This window comes from Streptomyces canus (assembly GCF_041435015.1).
Lineage (GTDB): Bacteria > Actinomycetota > Actinomycetes > Streptomycetales > Streptomycetaceae > Streptomyces > Streptomyces canus_G.
The window spans coordinates 9,689,120-9,705,692 of the sequence record NZ_CP107989.1; the positions used below are offsets into that span (position 1 = coordinate 9,689,120).

14 protein-coding genes are annotated in these 16,573 nt (G+C 69.2%); 5 read left to right on the forward strand and 9 right to left on the reverse strand.

The window, feature by feature from the left end; all coding sequences use genetic code 11:
- Window positions 1-85 precede the first annotated feature (85 nt).
- Together OG841_RS44125 and OG841_RS44130 are read right to left on the reverse strand one after the other, a co-directional pair.
- A complete protein-coding gene (locus OG841_RS44125; protein ID WP_365120418.1) occupies window positions 86-4,363 on the reverse strand; it encodes a HAMP domain-containing protein in 4,278 nt (1,425 codons plus the stop codon).
- A 244-nt stretch (window positions 4,364-4,607) separates the two neighbouring features.
- Window positions 4,608-4,988 carry an STAS domain-containing protein gene (locus OG841_RS44130; protein WP_365120419.1) on the reverse strand — a complete coding sequence of 127 codons (381 nt, stop codon included), beginning with the start codon at window positions 4,986-4,988 and terminating at the stop codon, window positions 4,608-4,610.
- Window positions 4,989-5,207: 219 nt separating this feature from the next.
- On the opposite strand from OG841_RS44130, the gene OG841_RS44135 reads away from it, so the two are divergent.
- Window positions 5,208-5,642 (forward strand): ATP-binding protein, encoded by a 435-nt coding sequence (locus tag OG841_RS44135; RefSeq protein ID WP_328636218.1) that lies wholly within the window; start codon window positions 5,208-5,210, stop codon window positions 5,640-5,642.
- A gap of 141 nt (window positions 5,643-5,783) precedes the next feature.
- Here the strand turns inward: OG841_RS44135 and OG841_RS44140 are convergent, their stop codons facing one another.
- The 4 genes from OG841_RS44140 to OG841_RS44155 form a co-directional block, all read right to left on the reverse strand.
- The gene (locus OG841_RS44140; protein ID WP_371569970.1) at window positions 5,784-6,242 is read right to left on the reverse strand and encodes an SRPBCC family protein; all 459 of its coding nucleotides are present in this window, start codon (window positions 6,240-6,242) and stop codon (window positions 5,784-5,786) included.
- 78 nt (window positions 6,243-6,320) lie between these two features.
- Window positions 6,321-6,452, reverse strand: a complete 132-nt coding sequence (locus OG841_RS44145; RefSeq protein WP_365120420.1) for a hypothetical protein — start codon at window positions 6,450-6,452, stop codon at window positions 6,321-6,323.
- 331 nt (window positions 6,453-6,783) lie between these two features.
- The gene (locus OG841_RS44150) at window positions 6,784-7,407 is read right to left on the reverse strand and encodes an NADPH-dependent F420 reductase (RefSeq protein ID WP_365120423.1); all 624 of its coding nucleotides are present in this window, start codon (window positions 7,405-7,407) and stop codon (window positions 6,784-6,786) included.
- A gap of 44 nt (window positions 7,408-7,451) precedes the next feature.
- Window positions 7,452-8,186: an SDR family NAD(P)-dependent oxidoreductase gene (locus OG841_RS44155; protein WP_365120425.1), complete on the reverse strand. Its 735-nt coding sequence runs from the start codon at window positions 8,184-8,186 to the stop codon at window positions 7,452-7,454.
- 155 nt (window positions 8,187-8,341) lie between these two features.
- On the opposite strand from OG841_RS44155, the gene OG841_RS44160 reads away from it, so the two are divergent.
- A complete protein-coding gene (locus tag OG841_RS44160) occupies window positions 8,342-9,253 on the forward strand; it encodes a LysR family transcriptional regulator (protein WP_365120427.1) in 912 nt (303 codons plus the stop codon).
- Between the two features lie 130 nt (window positions 9,254-9,383).
- Here OG841_RS44160 and OG841_RS44165 read toward each other — a convergent pair whose 3' ends face one another.
- Entirely contained in the window at window positions 9,384-9,698 is a 315-nt protein-coding gene (locus OG841_RS44165) for a hypothetical protein (RefSeq protein WP_365120429.1), read from the reverse strand.
- A 37-nt stretch (window positions 9,699-9,735) separates the two neighbouring features.
- Between OG841_RS44165 and OG841_RS44170 the strand changes: the two genes are divergently transcribed.
- A complete protein-coding gene (locus tag OG841_RS44170) occupies window positions 9,736-10,149 on the forward strand; it encodes a hypothetical protein (protein ID WP_365120432.1) in 414 nt (137 codons plus the stop codon).
- Window positions 10,150-10,182: 33 nt separating this feature from the next.
- Here OG841_RS44170 and OG841_RS44175 read toward each other — a convergent pair whose 3' ends face one another.
- Window positions 10,183-11,088: a hypothetical protein gene (locus OG841_RS44175; protein ID WP_371569973.1), complete on the reverse strand. Its 906-nt coding sequence runs from the start codon at window positions 11,086-11,088 to the stop codon at window positions 10,183-10,185.
- 306 nt (window positions 11,089-11,394) lie between these two features.
- Between OG841_RS44175 and denD the strand changes: the two genes are divergently transcribed.
- Complete coding sequence (gene denD / locus OG841_RS44180) at window positions 11,395-12,411, forward strand: D-erythronate dehydrogenase (RefSeq protein ID WP_328636209.1); 1,017 nt, start codon at window positions 11,395-11,397, stop codon at window positions 12,409-12,411.
- A gap of 234 nt (window positions 12,412-12,645) precedes the next feature.
- Here denD and rph read toward each other — a convergent pair whose 3' ends face one another.
- Window positions 12,646-15,243 carry a rifamycin-inactivating phosphotransferase gene (gene rph, locus OG841_RS44185; protein ID WP_328636208.1) on the reverse strand — a complete coding sequence of 866 codons (2,598 nt, stop codon included), beginning with the start codon at window positions 15,241-15,243 and terminating at the stop codon, window positions 12,646-12,648.
- Between the two features lie 369 nt (window positions 15,244-15,612).
- Between rph and OG841_RS44190 the strand changes: the two genes are divergently transcribed.
- On the forward strand, window positions 15,613-16,092 hold the full coding sequence (locus tag OG841_RS44190) for a MarR family winged helix-turn-helix transcriptional regulator (protein WP_328636207.1): 480 nt from the start codon (window positions 15,613-15,615) through the stop codon (window positions 16,090-16,092).
- Window positions 16,093-16,573 lie beyond the last annotated feature (481 nt).

Sequence of the window (16,573 nt, forward strand, 5' to 3'; positions counted from 1 at the left end):
CTCGGGCGGCTGACGTAGATCACTCACGGTGGGCCTGTTCCTGGGCTGGGACGTCACGCGGTCGGCTGCTGGTCTGGGCGTGGGTTCAGGCGGGCAGCCACCGCCGGACCCGGGCGATGAGGTCGCCGGTGTCGACGGGTTTGGTGACGTAGTCGTTGGCACCCGACGCGAGGCTCTTCTCCTGGTCGCCGGGCATGGCCTTCGCGGTGACCGCGATGATCGGCAGCTCCGCGTACTGCGGCATCGAGCGGATCTCCGTGGTGGCGGCGTAACCGTCCATCTCCGGCATCATCACGTCCATCAGGACCAGCGAGATGTCCGGGTGAGCGAGCAGCATCTCGATGCCCTTGCGGCCGTTGTCCGCGTGCAGGACGTGGAAGCCGTGCAGTTCCAGCACCCCGCTGAGCGCGAAGAGGTTGCGGGCGTCGTCGTCGACCACGAGGACCGTCCGGCCGACGAAGGAGTCGTCCACCACCTGCGCCACGGGTCGTTGCGGCTCCTCGGAACGCACCAGCGACAGCACGTCGCCCGGCTGCTCGGCCGACAGGTGCAGGGTGATGCGCTCGCGCAGATCGTCCAGGCTGGCCAGGAAGTCCAGCGGCCGGTCGCCCGCCAGAGCCCGCAGCCCCTGCTCCTGGCCGAGGTTCACGCGGTGTCCGGTATGGATCAGGACCGGCACGCTGGCCAGCGCCGAGTCGCCGCGCATGGCCGCCAGGAAGTCGGCGCCCTCGTCGTGCCGCATGCCGAGTTCGAGGACGACGCAGTGGCAGGGGTCGGCCGCCAGCGTGCTCGCCGCCTCCTGCGCCCCCACCGCCGTGATGATGTCGATCCCCCCGTGCGGATCGTCGGAGTCGTACGCGAGGTCGGCGACGGCCCGCTCGGCGACGAGCGTGAGCAGACCGCGCGGGCGCTCCTCGATGACCAGAAGACGGCGTCTGCGGTGCTCGGGGGAAGGCGCGGGAGCGGCGAGCTGCCGGGGCTCGGCCGCCTCCTCCTCGGAAGCGGAGGTGTCGTACGGCTGTTCCGCCGGCCGTCCGCCGCCCTCCATCAGTTCCTCGAAGTCGGCGCGAGCGACAGGCAGGTACAGCGTGAAGGTGCTGCCCTGGCCGGGGATGCTGTCGACGGTGACCGCGCCGCCCAGCAGATGGGCGATTTCCCGGGTGATGGACAGACCGAGCCCTGTGCCGCCGTACTTGCGACTGGTCGTCCCGTCGGCCTGCTGGAACGCCCCGAAGATCGTCTCCAGTTGCTGCTGCGGGATGCCGATACCGGTGTCCTTGACCCGGAACGCCACGACCGGGCCGCCCCGGTGCACGCCCGGCGGGACCTCCCGGTCGGCGGCGGGCTCGATCCGCAGCTCCACACTGCCCTGTTCGGTGAACTTCACCGCGTTCGAGAGCAGGTTGCGCAGGATCTGGCGCAGCCGGGAGTCGTCGGTGAGCAGGTCGGCCGGGGTGCCGGGCGCGGTGGCCACGGTGAAGTCCAGGCTCTTCTGCGTCGTCATCGGGCGGAACGTCGCCTCGACGTACTCCAGGAGCTGGCGCAGCGGGACCCGCTCGGGGGCGACGTCCATCTTGCCCGCCTCGACCTTGGACAGGTCGAGGATGTCGTTGATCAGCTGGAGCAGGTCGGAGCCCGCCGAGTGGATGATGCCCGCGTACTCGACCTGCTTCGGGGTGAGGTTGCGCGAGGGGTTCTGCGCCAGCAACTGGGCCAGGATCAGCAGGCTGTTGAGCGGGGTGCGCAGCTCGTGGCTCATGTTGGCCAGGAACTCCGACTTGTACTTGGAGGCCAGCGACAACTGCTGCGCGCGGGTCTCCAGTTCCTGCCGGGCCTGCTCGATCTGGAGGTTCTTGGCCTCGATGTCGCGGTTCTGCGAGGCCAGCAGGGAGGCCTTCTCCTCCAGTTCGGCGTTGGAGCGCTGGAGTTCGTCCTGCTGGACCTGCAACTCCTCGGAGCGGGCCTGGAGTTCGGCGGTCAGCCGCTGGGACTCGTCCAGCAGCTCGTCGGTACGGACGTTGGCGACGATGGTGTTGAGGTTGACACCGATGGTCGGCATCAGCTGCGCCAGGAAGTCCTGGTGGATCTGGGTGAAGCGGGTGACGGACGCCAGCTCGATCACGCCGAGGACCTGCTCCTCGACCACGATGGGCAGCACCACCAGTGCGGTGGGCAGGGCGTGCCCGAGGCCCGAGGAGATGACGACGTACCCGGCGGGCAGCTCCTCCACGGTGACGGTACGGCGGTTGCGCGCGGCCTGCCCGACCAGCGAGCGCCCGACCGGGATACGGGTGGGCCGCTCGTCGTCGTCCGGATAGCCGTACGAACCCACGAGCCGCAGCTCGGGCCCGCGCACGGTGTCCTCCGCCAGGTAGAAGGCGCCGTACTGGGCCGAGACCAACGGCGTGAGCTCGTCCATGATCAGCTCGGCGACCACGGGCAGATCGCGGTGGCCCTGCATCAGGCTGGAGATCCGGGCCAGGTTGGTCTTGAGCCAGTCCTGCTCCTGGTTGGCCCGGGTGGTCTCGCGCAGGGACTCCACCATGGAGTTGATGTTGTCCTTGAGCTCGGCGACCTCGCCGGAGGCCTCCACGTTGATGGAGCGGGTCAGATCGCCCTCGGCGACGGCGCTGGCGACCTCGGCGATCGCGCGGACCTGCCGGGTGAGGTTCCCGGCCAGTTCGTTGACGTTTTCCGTCAGCCGCTTCCAGGTGCCCTCGACGCCCTCCACCTCGGCCTGTCCGCCGAGCCGGCCCTCGCTGCCGACCTCGCGGGCGACACGGGTGACCTCGGCGGCGAACGACGACAGCTGGTCGACCATCGTGTTGATGGTGGTCTTCAGCTCCAGGATCTCGCCCCGGGCGTCGACGTCGATCTTCTTCGACAGATCGCCGTTGGCCACCGCCGTCGTCACCAGGGCGATGTTGCGCACCTGCCCGGTGAGGTTGTTGGCCATCGAGTTGACGTTGTCCGTGAGGTCCTTCCAGGTGCCGGCCACGTTCGGCACGTGCGCCTGACCGCCCAGGCGGCCCTCCGTGCCGACCTCGCGGGCGACGCGGGTCACCTCGTCGGCGAACGCCGAGAGCGTGTCGACCATGGTGTTGATGACGTCCGCCAGGGCGGCGACCTCGCCCTTGGCCTCCACCGTGATCTTCTGGGAGAGATCGCCGCGCGCCACGGCGGTGGCCACCTGGGCGATGGAACGGACCTGCCCGGTCAGGTTCGACGCCATCACGTTGACGTTGTCCGTCAGGTCCTTCCAGGTCCCCGACACGCCCCGTACGATCGCCTGCCCGCCGAGGTTGCCCTCGGTACCGACCTCGCGGGCGACGCGGGTGACTTCGTCGGCGAAGGCGGAGAGCTGGTCGACCATCGTGTTGATGGTGTTCTTGAGTTCGAGGATCTCGCCGCGGGCGTCGACGGTGATCTTCTGGGAGAGGTCGCCCTGCGCCACCGCCGTCGCCACCTGGGCGACGTTGCGGACCTGCGCGGTGAGATTGCCGCCCATGAAGTTCACGGAGTCCGTGAGATCGCGCCAGGTGCCCTTGACGCCCTTGACGTCGGCCTGCCCGCCGAGGCGGCCCTCGGTGCCGACTTCTCGGGCGACGCGGGTGACTTCGTCGGCGAAGGCGGAGAGTTGGTCGACCATCGTGTTGATGGTGTTCTTGAGTTCGAGGATCTCGCCGCGGGCGTCGACGGTGATCTTCTGGGAGAGGTCGCCCTGTGCCACCGCCGTCGTCACCTGGGCGACGTTGCGGACCTGGGAGGTGAGGTTTCCCGCCATGAAGTTGACCGAATCGGTCAGGTCCCGCCACACACCGCCCACTCCGGGCACCTGGGCCTGACCGCCGAGGCGGCCCTCGCTGCCGACTTCTCGGGCGACGCGGGTGACCTCGTCGGCGAAGGCGGAGAGCTGGTCGACCATCGTGTTGACGGTCTCCTTCAGCTGAAGGATCTCCCCGCGCGCGGGCACGTCGATCTTCTGCGAGAGGTCGCCCTTGGCCACCGCCGTCGCCACCTGGGCGATGTCCCGGACCTGGGTGGTCAGGTTGCCCGCCATCGCGTTGACCGACTCGGTCAGATCCGCCCAGGTGCCGGAGACTCCCGGCACCTCGGCCTGGCCGCCCAGCGTGCCCTCGGTGCCCACCTCGCGAGCCACCCGAGTGACTTCCGAGGTGAACACGGACAGCTGGTCGACCATGCCGTTGAAGACCGTGGCGATGTCACCCAGCAGGCCCTGTCCGTCGGACGGCAGCCGGGTACCGAAGTCGCCGTCGCGCACGGCGGTCAGCCCGGCCAGCAACTGCCGTAGCTCCTGCTCGCCCGGAGCCTTCTCCCGGTCCTGAGTCGACGTGTTGCTCATGCCCACCCTCGTTCCGCTCCCCAAGAGCCCCCGCACCGAGGACTCGGAACCGTGCCGGGCTCGTCAAGGGCCCGTTCACCAGCGACAATTCCGCACCCCACGGAACTGCCCGATGAGAAATCCGTCGAAGATTAACCCAGGTGCGCAGCGGCGACAAAAGCCTGGTGGAAGCGTTGTGTCAGGCCGAAAATAGACGGTGTGAAGTCGGCATGGGGGGAGTGATCCCGGGTACCCGGCCCGATTTTCACGCGCCTGGGTGTGCCGACGCGAGGGCTTCCTCCAGGGTGGGGTGACAGGGGACGACGGTGTCGAGTCCCACGAGCTGCAAGGTGCGCAGCACGGCGCCCCGCACCACCACGAGGCGCAGCCATCCCTGCGCGGCCTGAGCGGACTGGAAGGCGGCGATCAGAGCGTTGACACCGCTGGAGTCCATGAAGGTGACCCCGCTCAGATCGATGACCACCCGGTGCCCTCCTGGGGCGTCGGCCAGAGACAGGGCCCGCGTCAGGCCGCCCACGCTCTGATGGTCGATCTCTCCGTCGAGGCCGAGCACGGTGATGTCGTCGGCGTCGGTCCGGACCACGGACAGTCTGCCGTGTCCCACTGCTTCCCGGTTGTCTGCCACTGGGTCCTCTGCGCACTCGATGGGGGCTGTCACGTCCTTGGTGCCACCGTTGCCCAGGAAGCCCGAGCACGATGCATGAGACGGCGCTCTGGTTCCTGGACGACACAAGAACAGCGCGGCACAGGAGTAAGGCGGGTATGACGGGGTATCCGCGCGCCCATGAACGGGGTATTGGAGATGGTCGGCAGGCTGCGGGTCCTGCCTGAGGAGTGTGCGTGGATGCCGGAAGCCGCACCTGCCGAGGTGACCGTGGCTCTGGACGGAGCGGACGGCTGTATCGCCGACGCTCGGGCCCAGACGTCGAAGTTCCTGACGCGGGTGCAGGGCGAGTACGGGCTGCCGGTGTCGGCCCGCGCCATGGACCTGGGGCAGCTGGTGGTCAGCGAGTTGGTCACCAACGCGCTGAAATACGCGCCCGGGCCGGTGCTGCTGATGCTGCGCATCGCCGACGCCGTGCTGGAGATCGAGGTGTGGGACACCGATCCGACGCTTCCGCTGGCCCGCGCCGCCGACGCCGGTCGGGTGGGCCAGCACGGTCTGGAGATCGTGATGGCGGTGGTACAGGGAATCGAGGTACGCAGAGAGCCCGTCGGTAAGCGGATCACGGCTCTTCTCGCGTTGTTCGACGACCCACAGCAGGACTTTTCTGGCTGAACGGGCCTCGCGGCCGACGACCGTGGACATCAGAAGGTCGTGTCTCGGGTCGTGTGCCGGCCCTGTCCCGTCCTGGAGGCCCGGCGGCGCAGCCGGCCGCCGCCGGTCACCAAGGGCGGTCTTGGGCTGCCCTTGGAGGCATCAGCCGGCAACGATCGCCTTCTCGGCGGCCGTCTTGATCCGGGTGCCGAAGGCAGGGGCGTCCTTGCGGGCCGCGGCGAGCGCCAGACCGACCAGCAGTTTGCCCAGACCATGGCCCTCGAGATGGTTGAAGATACGGACGCGAGTCCTGCCGTCGGCCAGGGCTTCCAGGTCGTAGCCACCTTCGCGCACCGTCACGCTGTTTTTGGACACCTCGGCCCAGCGAAGCTTCACCGGCGCTTCGAGTTCGGTGATGCGGAACTCCCGGGCGGTCTTCATGCCCGCGTCCTTGACGGCGCTGCGGAAGACCGTGCCCACAGCGGTCGGGGTGTCCGGGATCCTCTCGATGGTGAGGACCCGGGGGCTGAACTGAGGATCGTTGCGCCCGTCGGCGAGGTAGGCGAACACCTCCTCCACGGGCCGATCGACCTCGACCACCGCTTCGAACTGTCCAGACATGGGCACTCCTCATCTCCGCGGCTCGGCCGACGTGCGACCCGGGCCGTAGGCCCCTTCTGCCGTGGCGGCACCGTGACCCTACGGGAGGACCCGACCTCGCGCGAGACGAGCGGTGACCGCGGCGGCGTACTGACCGAGCGCTCCGCCGGAAGTGAAGCCGCGCCACACGCTGCCGTCGCCGAGGTCGACCTTCGGGGCGGGGACGGTCACGGTCCGGGTGTCGATCCGGATGGTGCCGACCTGGGTGGTGCCCGCACCGAGCGCCGTGCGGGGGGCTTCGCCCCGGGCAGGCCCTACCTGACCCAGGGCGCCCAGTGCCGTTCTCGAAGGCAGTTCGACGAGGTCCTCCCGATGAACGAGGACGAGTACGCGAGCAGGAACTGCGGGAGAAGTAGTGCTCCGGCCCGGAACGCGAACGCTCCCCGACAGGCGCAGCGGACACGATCATTCGCCGACCTTGATATCCGACATCAGCGAGTCGGCGATCCACCAACCAGGGTCAGGGCGTACGGCGTGGTCGCCGACTGCTCGGCCCCGGGGCTCAGCCGGTGAATTCGTTGACGCCGAGGGCGAAGTCCCAGTGGCCAACCCCGTTGCCGGCGAGGGCCACCGTGACCAGGCCCATTCCTTCCAGCCAGTGCGCCATGCTCAGGCCGCCGACGTCCAGCGGGCGCAGCCCGAGGCTCTCGATGAATGCCGCCACGCCCGCCTTGGCCTGCGCATCGTCGCCGGCCATGAAGACGGTGGGCCGACCCTTCTCCAGGACATTACGGAAGATGGTGTTGAACGCCTTCACCACGCCGGCGCCGGCCGGGGCCACCTTGGCGACTTCCTGCGCGACCGAGGTCTCCTCGCTGTGGGCCAGTCCGTCGAACGTGGCGTTGAAGGGGTTGCTGATGTCGACGATGACCTTGCCCGCGAGGGCGTCTCCGTACTCCGCGACGACCGGAACGACACCGTCGTACAACAGGGCCGTGATGACGATGTCCCCGGCCGGGACCGCGCCCCACTTGCCCGTCGTCGCGCCGCCGCCCAGAGCCTTGGCCAGGGCATCGGCCTTGGACTGATCGCGTCCCATGACCTCGACGGTATTGCCTCCCGCCACTGCGAGCGTGCCGATGGCACGGGCCATGTTTCCCGTACCGATGAGGGTGATGCCGCTCATGAGGTGTGCTCTCTTCCCGTTCGATTCGTTGCTGCGACTGTGGTTCAGATGGCGGTGGTGCCGCCGTCGGTCACCAGTTCCAGGCCGTTGACGTAGCTGGAGTCGTCGGAGGCGAGGAACAGGGCGACGGTGGCGATCTCTTCGGGGCGGCCCATCTTTCCGCGGGGGATGAGGGACTCGAATGCGGCCTTGGTCGCCTCGTCGAACAGTTCTTCCTGTTTGGCGGTGGCGACCTGGCCGGGGGTCAGGACATTGACGCGGATCTTGCGGTCGCGCAGTTCGTTGAGCCAGACGCGGGCCCAGGCCTGCTGGACGGCCTTGCTTCCCGCGTAGAGGCTCCAGCCGGGGAAGGCGCCGAGGGAGGCGTTGGATCCGGTCATGAAGATCGAGCCGTTGTCGTTGATCAGCGGCAGTGCCTTCTGCACCGTGAACAGGGTGCCGCGCGCGTTGAGCCAGAAGGCGCGGTGGAACTGTTCCTCGGTGATCTCGCCGAGGGTGGCGGATTCGCCCATCCCGGCGCTGGCCCACAGCACGTCGATCGATCCCTTTTCCCGCTTGACGGTGTCGTACAAGCGGTCCAGGTCGTCCAGTTCGGCCGCGTCACCCTGGACGGCGGTGACGTTGCGGCCGATCAGCTTGACGGCGTCGTCCAGTGCCTCCTGCCGCCGGGCCTGGATGAAGACGTGCGCTCCTTCCTCGACGAAAAGTTTGGCGCCGGCCAGTGCCATGCCGGTGGATCCGCCGGTGATCACCGCTACCTTGCCATCGAGCTTTCCCACGATCACTCCGTTGAATTGATGGGTATCCGAAACAGTGCCGAATTGGCTTCGGTCTCAATAGGTACCTATTCAGGCTGCCATTGGCCTGAGCGGGTGTCCAAGACTTCTTTTAGTCGTGGTGATACCCTGAAGGCATCACCGGATTGGGAGGCGCCATGGAGGATATGGACCTGCGCAAACTGCGCTACTTCGCTGCCGTGGCCGATCAGTTGCACTTCGGCCGCGCCGCTGATGAGCTGCATATCGCGCAGCCGGTGCTCAGCCGGCAGATCCGCGCGCTCGAGCAGGATCTCGGCGCCTCGCTGTTCACCAGGGATCGCCACGGCGTGGCGCTGACCGACGCGGGCCGACAATTGCTGGCCGATGCCGGTCCGCTGCTCGCCTCCGCGCACGCGGTCCGCCGCCGCGTGTCCGCGGCCGCCCGCGGCAGCCGACGGCTGATGGTCGGTTTCCGGGCCGGCATCCCGGTCATCCCGGCAGCGCGGGCGTTCGAGGTCCGGCACCCGGACGTGGTCGTGGACGTGCAGCGGATCGAAGGGGACGACCAGGCTCCGATGCTGCTCGACGGCCGCATCGACGTCGCCTATGTGCGGCTGCCCATCGACGAGACCGGCCTGCGCGTCAGCCCGCTGTACACCGAGCCGCGGGTGGCGGTGCTGCCCGCCGGTCACCGGTTGGCCGGCAAGGAGGAGGTCACCGAGGCCGACCTGGCCGGCGAACCGTTGGTCTGGCATGCCGACCCGAGTACGCAGCCCACCAGGCGCCCGCACCCCAACGCCGGGTACCAGGTGCGCGGGGTGGACGAGACGCTCGAGCATGTCGCGGCCGGCCGGGGCATCTCCTTCCTGGCCCGTTCCGCGTCCGTGTTCTCCTCGCATCCGGACGTCATCTATGTGCCCATCCCGGATCTGGCGCCCGAGCAGGTGTGCCTCGCGGCGGCGGCGCGCACCTCGTCCGTGGTGGATGACTTCTTCGCCGCGGCTCAGGCGACGGCCGAGATCACGGCAGAATGTGGGAATTATGAAATGTGGCAGCGTGGAAGCGATGCCGTTTCAAAGCGCGGTTGAGCAGTCCGAATGACAACAGACGGTGTCGATTCTCGCTGGGCGTCTACATGGCATTCGCCCCCGAGCTCAATGCCCGTCAAAGGCATTCTCGATCAATTCCGCGAGACGCTTCCACTCCTCGATCTCCGTCTCAATTCTCCATCTCTCCGAGCATGCGAAGAATCCGCGCGGACGGTGTGATCTGCAGGAGCCTGATGTGGCGGATTTCCTTGCGGTGGTGTGTGTAGGCGATGGGCAGGGCGCCGTCCGGTGTCTGCGCTGTCGAGGGATAGGACAGTTCGCGGCCGTCGCGGGAGTTGTTGGTGAGGCAGTAGCCGTCGCCGGTCACGAGGTCGGCGCGCCGCGGCCAGGTCAGACCGCCGTCGGACGAGAGGGCGAGGCTGAGCGGCGCGCGCGGGGCGCCCCAGAACGCGGTCGAGGGGGTCTGCCGTACCGCCGTCGTCACCGAATCGTCCGGGGCCTCGCCGTCGGCGAGTGAGTCCGTGTCGGTGGCCCGAACCTACGGCGGCGCGATGGCGCTGACCGCCCACCCGGAGGCGTCGCTCCGGCAGCGTACGGGCGAGGCGTTCGAGGAGAGGCGCGCCAGCGCACGCCGGGCCGCCGGCGAGGTGCGCGCCGGCGAGACCGTGCTGCTGGACGCCGGATCGACCGTGGGCGCCCTCGCCCACGAACTGCGCTCCGCGAAGGAACTCACGGTCGCGACCCCGGGGCTGACGGCCCGGCAGGAACTCTCCGACGTCGAGACGGTGCACGTCGAGTGTCTCGGCGGCACGCCCGGAGGGCGGTCTGGGCGACGCGGACTGGAGCACTCCCAGCATGGCGACCACAACGTTTCGCCCCAGGCCTTGTCCCGGCCGACCGGGTGTCCTGGTGCCCGGGGCGAAACTGCCGGATGACTCACCGCGTGGCGGTGCCGGCTGCGGTCCCGGTCAGGAGCGCCGTGTGCGGCGGGTGCCGTAGAGGGCGGCCGCCCCAAGGGCGATCACCGCGGCGGCGCCGCCGGCTATCAGGCCGACCGGTGCGCTCGAACCGGTCTCGGCCAGCGGCGGGGTGCTGTCGCTGGGCGAGGGCGCCGGGGCGGTGGGGGGCGTCGACTCCAGCGGAGGGACGTCCGGGGTGGTGGGCGGAGTGGAGGAGGTGGGGGGCGGAGTCGTCTGGTCCGCGGGCGGCTGGCTGGCGGGCGGGCTGCTCGGGCTGTCCGGAGTGGACGGGGAGGCAGGGGGCGTGGGGGAGTTCGGCTGCTCGGGGGTGCACGACTTGTCGCCGCCGTTCCACGCCGCGATCAGGTGGTAGGGCGTGACGACGTTGTCGGGCTGGTAGGGCGCGGGCCCATGACCCTTGCCCGACCCGCCGTCGTAGATGACGTCGTCGCCGTACAGGTCGATCTGTCCATAGCAGTCCGGCGTCTTCACCTTGAGCTTCTGCCAGGTCCGCTTGGCGTCGTCGGCGCCGGGGAGGTCCTCGGCGCCGAGATAGACCGTGGCGTGATCGGTGAGAGTCTGGAGACCGGAGGTGTACCAGTTGGGACCCTCGGTGGTGTATTCGGCCAGCGAGACCGGGTACTTGCAGCCCTCGCCGACCGTCTGCCCCGGAGCCAGCCGCACCTCGACGGTGCCGGGGGCGGCGGACCACTGGTGGAAGCCGCCCTGAGAGGTCCAGTCGGCATCGACCGGCTTTCCGGCGGCGTCGACGAGGCGGTACTGAACCGTGGCCGTCTGGCAGCCGCCGGCGGGTGTGGCACTGGCGGCAGCGGCCCCGAACAGGGGAGTGGCCGTGGCGATGAAGGCGGTTGCGGCAACAGCGGCCGACGTTCTGGAGCGTGAAAGGCGCGTCAAAATGTGTCCTGGCGGATTCGTGAGTGTGGGAGGTGGCAGGACGCGAGCAGCCGCGACAGGCGGAGAGTGGGAACGCAACCCGTGTCTGAGCCACTCGCGTCACTTCGCCCGCTTCAGTGACAGCGAGCGAGCCGCATTCTTGTCGCTCTTCACAAGTCCCGTCAATCTTTCACGAGTTCGGCACGCACTGGAGTCCTGGCTTGCGAGTTCTGCCCTGGTATCCGCAGGTGGCCACGACGGGATGCCGGTACGTTCGGGAAGCGTCGGGCGCGAGTGTCGGGGCCGACCATTGGAGGAGATGTACGGGTGAGAATCGTCGTGACGGGTGCGTCCGGGTTCCTCGGACGACTGCTGGTCGGCGCGTTGTTGCGGGCGGGGGCCTTCGACGGTGAGCCGATCAGTCGTCTGGTGCTGATCGACCGCGTGGCCTGGCCCGACGACTCGCAAGGTGGCCACACTCCGGTGCAGGTGGTGAACGGGGAACTGCTTGAGCACCTGGACACGATCTTCGCCGAGCCGGTGGACGTGCTGTTCCATCTCGCCGCCGCGGTATCGGCCGAGTGCGAGGCCGACTTCGATCTCGGGATGCGCGCCAATGTGGACGCCACGCGTGCGCTGCTGGAGGCGGCGCGGGCGCAGTCCCGGTCGGGCGGGCCGGTGGTACGGATGCTGTTCGCCAGCAGTATCGCCGTCTACGGCTCCCACCCGGCCCTGCCGCTGCCACCGGCGGTCAGCGAGACGACGGTGCCGGTACCGCGGTCGAGTTACGGTACACAGAAGTTGATGTGTGAACATCTGATCGCGGACTGCACCCGCCGCGGCTTCATCGACGGGCGGGTCGTGCGGCTGATGACGGTGGCGGTACGTCCGGGCAGGCCCAACGCGGCCGCCTCCGGCTTCCTGTCCGGCATCGTCCGCGAGCCCCTCGCAGGTCTGCCCGCCGTCTGCCCGGTCGATCCCGGCCTGAAGGTGGCACTGTCCTCCCCTCGGCGCACCGTGGCAGGAATCCTCCGCGTCGCCGAGGCGGAACGCGGCAGCGGACCGGGGCACTTGGACGGGCCGCTGCCGGTCAACCTGCCCGCCCTGACCGTCTCGGTCGCCGACATGCTCGCGACCCTGCGACGGGTGGCCGGTGACACCGTCGCCGACCGTGTCACCGTCGCCCCCGACCCGGCGGTCGAAGCGATCGTCGGCTCATGGCCGGCCGTCTTCGACCACCGACGCGCCGCCGCACTGGGCCTCGGCCCCGACCCGAGCTTCCTGTCGGTGCTCCAGGACTACCTCACCGATCACCCGGACGCGGTCGCCACCCCAGTGGACTGACCCACGGCAGACGGCCATGTCGGACGGCACCGGCGGGTTGGTCGATCAACACGGGCCGGCCGGCCGACTCGCGGGCAGGGCGCGGGCACGACGAGAGAACGCCGGCAGCACCCTCACAGCGGGTGACCGGCACCGGGGGCGCCACCTGATTACCATGCTCACGGAGGCGAGTCGCCCCCCCCGTGAGCCGCCGGCCCGCCACCGCAGCCACGGACCGGCCTCTCGGTGGATCCGTCAAGGCAGGATCTCGACGTACCCGTCGGTTCCGTGCACGCGGATCCGCTGTCCGTCCCGGATCCGGCGGGTGGCCTGCTCCACGCCCACGACGGCCGGCAAGCCGTACTCGCGGGCGATCACCGCGCCATGGGTCATCAGACCGCCCACCTCCGTCACCAGGCCCGCGATGCCCACGAACAGCGGCGACCAGCTGGGATCCGTGAAGGTCGTGACCAGGATGTCGCCCTCTTCGAGCTCGGCCTCCGCGATGTCGAGGATGACGCGGGCCCGTCCCTCGATGGTCCCGGTGGAGACCGGCAGGCCGACCAGGGCGCCGTCCGGCACGTCGTCGCGTCGGTACGCCCCGTTGAGAGCCTCGCCGTCCGAGGTGAGGACCCGGGGAGGTGTCAGCGCCTGGTACGAGCGGAACGCGTCCTTGCGTCGCTGGACGAGCCGGTCGTCGACCTGCTTCGAGCGCACGACGTCGTGGAACTCCTGGAAGGTGAGGTAGAAGACGTCCTCCTTCCCGGCCAGCACGCCCGCCCGAACGAGGCGCTCGGCCTCCGCCAACAGGGCCTGCTTGTAGACGAAGTAGCGGCTGATGATGCCGTACTTCGGGTACTCCCGGTATCCGATGAAGGTGCGGACCCGCTCGATCATGCCCTTGGTCTCGTCGGCCTTCCGTTCCCCGTCCGGCAGGGTCCGCAGGCGTGACAGCACCTCCTGTTCCTTCTGCTGCGCCCTCCGGCGCCCTTGCTCGAAACGCCGCTGGGCCGCGCCCTGTTCGAAGTTCCTGACGTTGTCGAGGATCACGGGAACAAGGGTGCTGGGGCGCTCGCGCCAACGCGGCCTCGTGATGTCGATCTCGCCGACGCAGCGCATGCCGTACCGGTCGAGGTAGTCCTCGATGGCATCGCGCGCTTCGGTCCCGCCCGGGAGCTTCACCAGCTCGTCGAGGAAGCCGTCGTCCTCGACGCCCTCGAGGAACCCGACCACCTCCGGATGCGGGCGGATCGCGTCCGCGACGTCGAGCAGCGCGAGTCCCATCTCGGACGTGACGTTGCCGGGGGCGGACAGGGTCAGCGTGTCAGCCGCGTTCTTCTCGCCGAGCCACTCCTCCAGCTTCTCGTTGAGCCACCATGTGGCCTCCATTCCCGCCATGATCACCTGGAGGTTCAGCGGATCACCGAGGACTCGTTTGTGCTCCTCGAAGGCCTCCAGCAGGAAGTCGAACAGCGCCGGTCCGGTCTTTGCCCGGGCGTCGCGCCGGAGGGCGGCGACGGACGCCCGGCTGCGCTCGATCAGCCCGGTGACGACGGCCGGATCGGTCGCGATCGGAGCAGGCGGGGAGGCGGCCGACGGCCTGCCGGGAGGCGCGTCCGGAAGCGACGGGACGAAATCCTCGCGGTCGAGGACGGTCTCCAGCGCGTCCCGGACCAACGGGTCGCCCTTTCCCATGAGGTCCAGCAGGCCCGTGCGGCTCGCGGGCGATGCCAGGCGCCGGGTGACGTCGACGAACAGCCTCCCGCCGGCCTCGTGCATCGGCACCATGGCCGTCAGCCGCCACAGGGAGAGGCCCAGGGGCTTCATGGCGTCGGTCATCATCTGCTGATGACCGACGGAGACATAGACGTGGTTCTCCTGGTCGTCGCTCTCGGGGACGGGGAACAGCGTGGTGATCGGCCTGCTCTGCACGATGTGGAAAGCGTCGTCGACCAGGCACCATTCGATGTCCTGCGGGCGGCCGAAGTGCGCTTCGATCCGCCTCCCGAGCTGCACGAGCCGGACCGCCTGCGCGTCCGTCAGCGCCGGCTGCTCCTGTCGCCGCGAGTCGATCTCCACCTCCTGTGTGCCGCCGGACGGCAGGGCGTGAACGGCACGCTGTTTGGCGGAGATCGTCCCGGCCACGACTTCGCCGTGCCGCACCTTGAAGACGTCCGGGTTCACCAGACCGGAGACCAGGGCCTCGCCGAGGCCGAAACCGGCGTCCACGGTGGCGACCGTCCGGTCGCCCGTGACGGGGTCGGCCGTGAACAGGATGCCGGACGCCTGCGGGAAGACCATCTGCTGCACGACCACGGCCATGTGGACCGTACGGTGGTCGATGCCGTTGCGTCGGCGGTAGATCACGGCCCGTTCGCTGAACAGTGAGGCCCAGCACCGGCTGATGTGCCGAAGGATCGCCGTCGGTCCCACCACGTTCAGGTACGTGTCCTGCTGGCCCGCGAAGGAGGCCGTCGGCAGGTCCTCCGCCGTGGCGCTGGATCGCACGGCGTAGGCGGCCTGCTCATCGGACCGGGCGAGCGCCCGAGTGATCGCCGCCGCGAGGTCGCCCGGGACGGCGATCTCTTCGATGGCCCGGCGGATCTCCGCGCTGAGTGTGCGGATCGCCTCCTGATCGTCCGCGTTCACGCGCGACAGCTGTTCGAGTTGATCGTCGATCGACGGCGTTTGCGCCACGACCCGCCGGAAGGCGTCCGTCGTCACGCAGAAGCCCGCCGGTACGCGGATGCCGTCGATCCGGGACAGGGCGCCCAGGTGCGCGCCCTTGCCGCCGACGACGCCGATCTGACTCTCGTCAATCTCTTGAAGATCCAGCACGTACCGCTCGGTCATCGCAGTACCGTCCCCGGTTGCGTTCCCCGTCGACGAGTCGGTCGAGAACAAGTCGTTTCCCCATCTCCGCAGGTTGTGGCCTCGGCCGACGATTGTGCGCGGTGACCCGGGTCTTGCCGCAAGCCCCCCTGCGCGCTATAACTTGAGAGTGGCAAGGAGAGTTCTCTCCTTGCCTTTGCCTTTTGCCGTCCGCTGGGATTCACACGATCTCGCGAAGCGTCCAGGCCGAGCCGCCTGATGTGTTCGCCGCGAGTGGCGCTCGGGTCGGGTCGAGGAGTGATCATGTGCTTGCTCGGCGACTGATCGGGTACCGCGTTTGAATGAGGGTGGTATCTGCATGGCCAGGCGATGACTGAAAGCGATGCGTGTGTGACTCGTCTCAGTGGCTCGGGTGATGACCCGCTCTCCGTCGCATGGGAGATCGCCGATGCCGTGGACGGTCTCGCGAACGTGTGGTCGGTGGCCGCTCAGGGGGCGAGTCTGAGGTTGTCGCCGCACCAACTGAGAGCCCTTCGGGTCCTGGAGTCGGAACCGGGGCTCAATCTCACCACTCTGGCGGAGAGCATGGACATAGGGCCGCCGACTGCCAGTCGGTTGTGCGACCGGCTGGAGGCGGCCGGCCTGCTGGAGCGGCTGCTGCATCCGCACAGGCGACGTGAGGTGCAGCTCGTTCTCACGGGGCGTGGCCGGCAGATCCTGAACGAAGTCGCCGCGCGCAGATCTCAGGCGCTTGCCGTGGTCCTCGCGGCCATGGAGCCCGGCGAGCGGGCGGCGCTGGGCGGCGGCCTGCGGGCTTTCCTGACCGCGCAGGGCGATACCGGCACGCCGAGCGACGACCCCGAGCGCTGACGGTCCGCCCTGGCGTCGAGGCTCTGCCGCAGGAGCCGCTCGCCGAAGCCGCCCGTCGCGGAACGGGTGCCGTGGACACCGGTGTTGACCACGATGAGACGGTCGCCGGGCTCGACGTGGAACGTCTCCTCCGCGTGGAGAGGTCGGTGAGACCGGGTCCCATGCCGTCGGCGCCGGTGGACCGGCCCAAGGTGTTGTCGCCGATGGCACAGACGGGTTCGAGGCGGCCGCCGAGGACGTACGCCTCGCGGGCGCAGCCCCGGCCGGGCAGGAGCTGCCGTCGCATCTCGGCGGCGAGGGGCGGCCGACGGGGGCGGCGGGCCTGGGGGGTGGACGGCGGTGTCGCGGTCCGCGGCGGTGAGCTCGTGTCCGAGTGCCGTGGCGAAGTCTCCGAGCTGGAGCACAGGTGGGTCACCGGTGGCAGGACGGCCAGGCCGTTGCCGGCGACCGGGAGTGACCTCTGCTGTGCGCCTACCCGTTC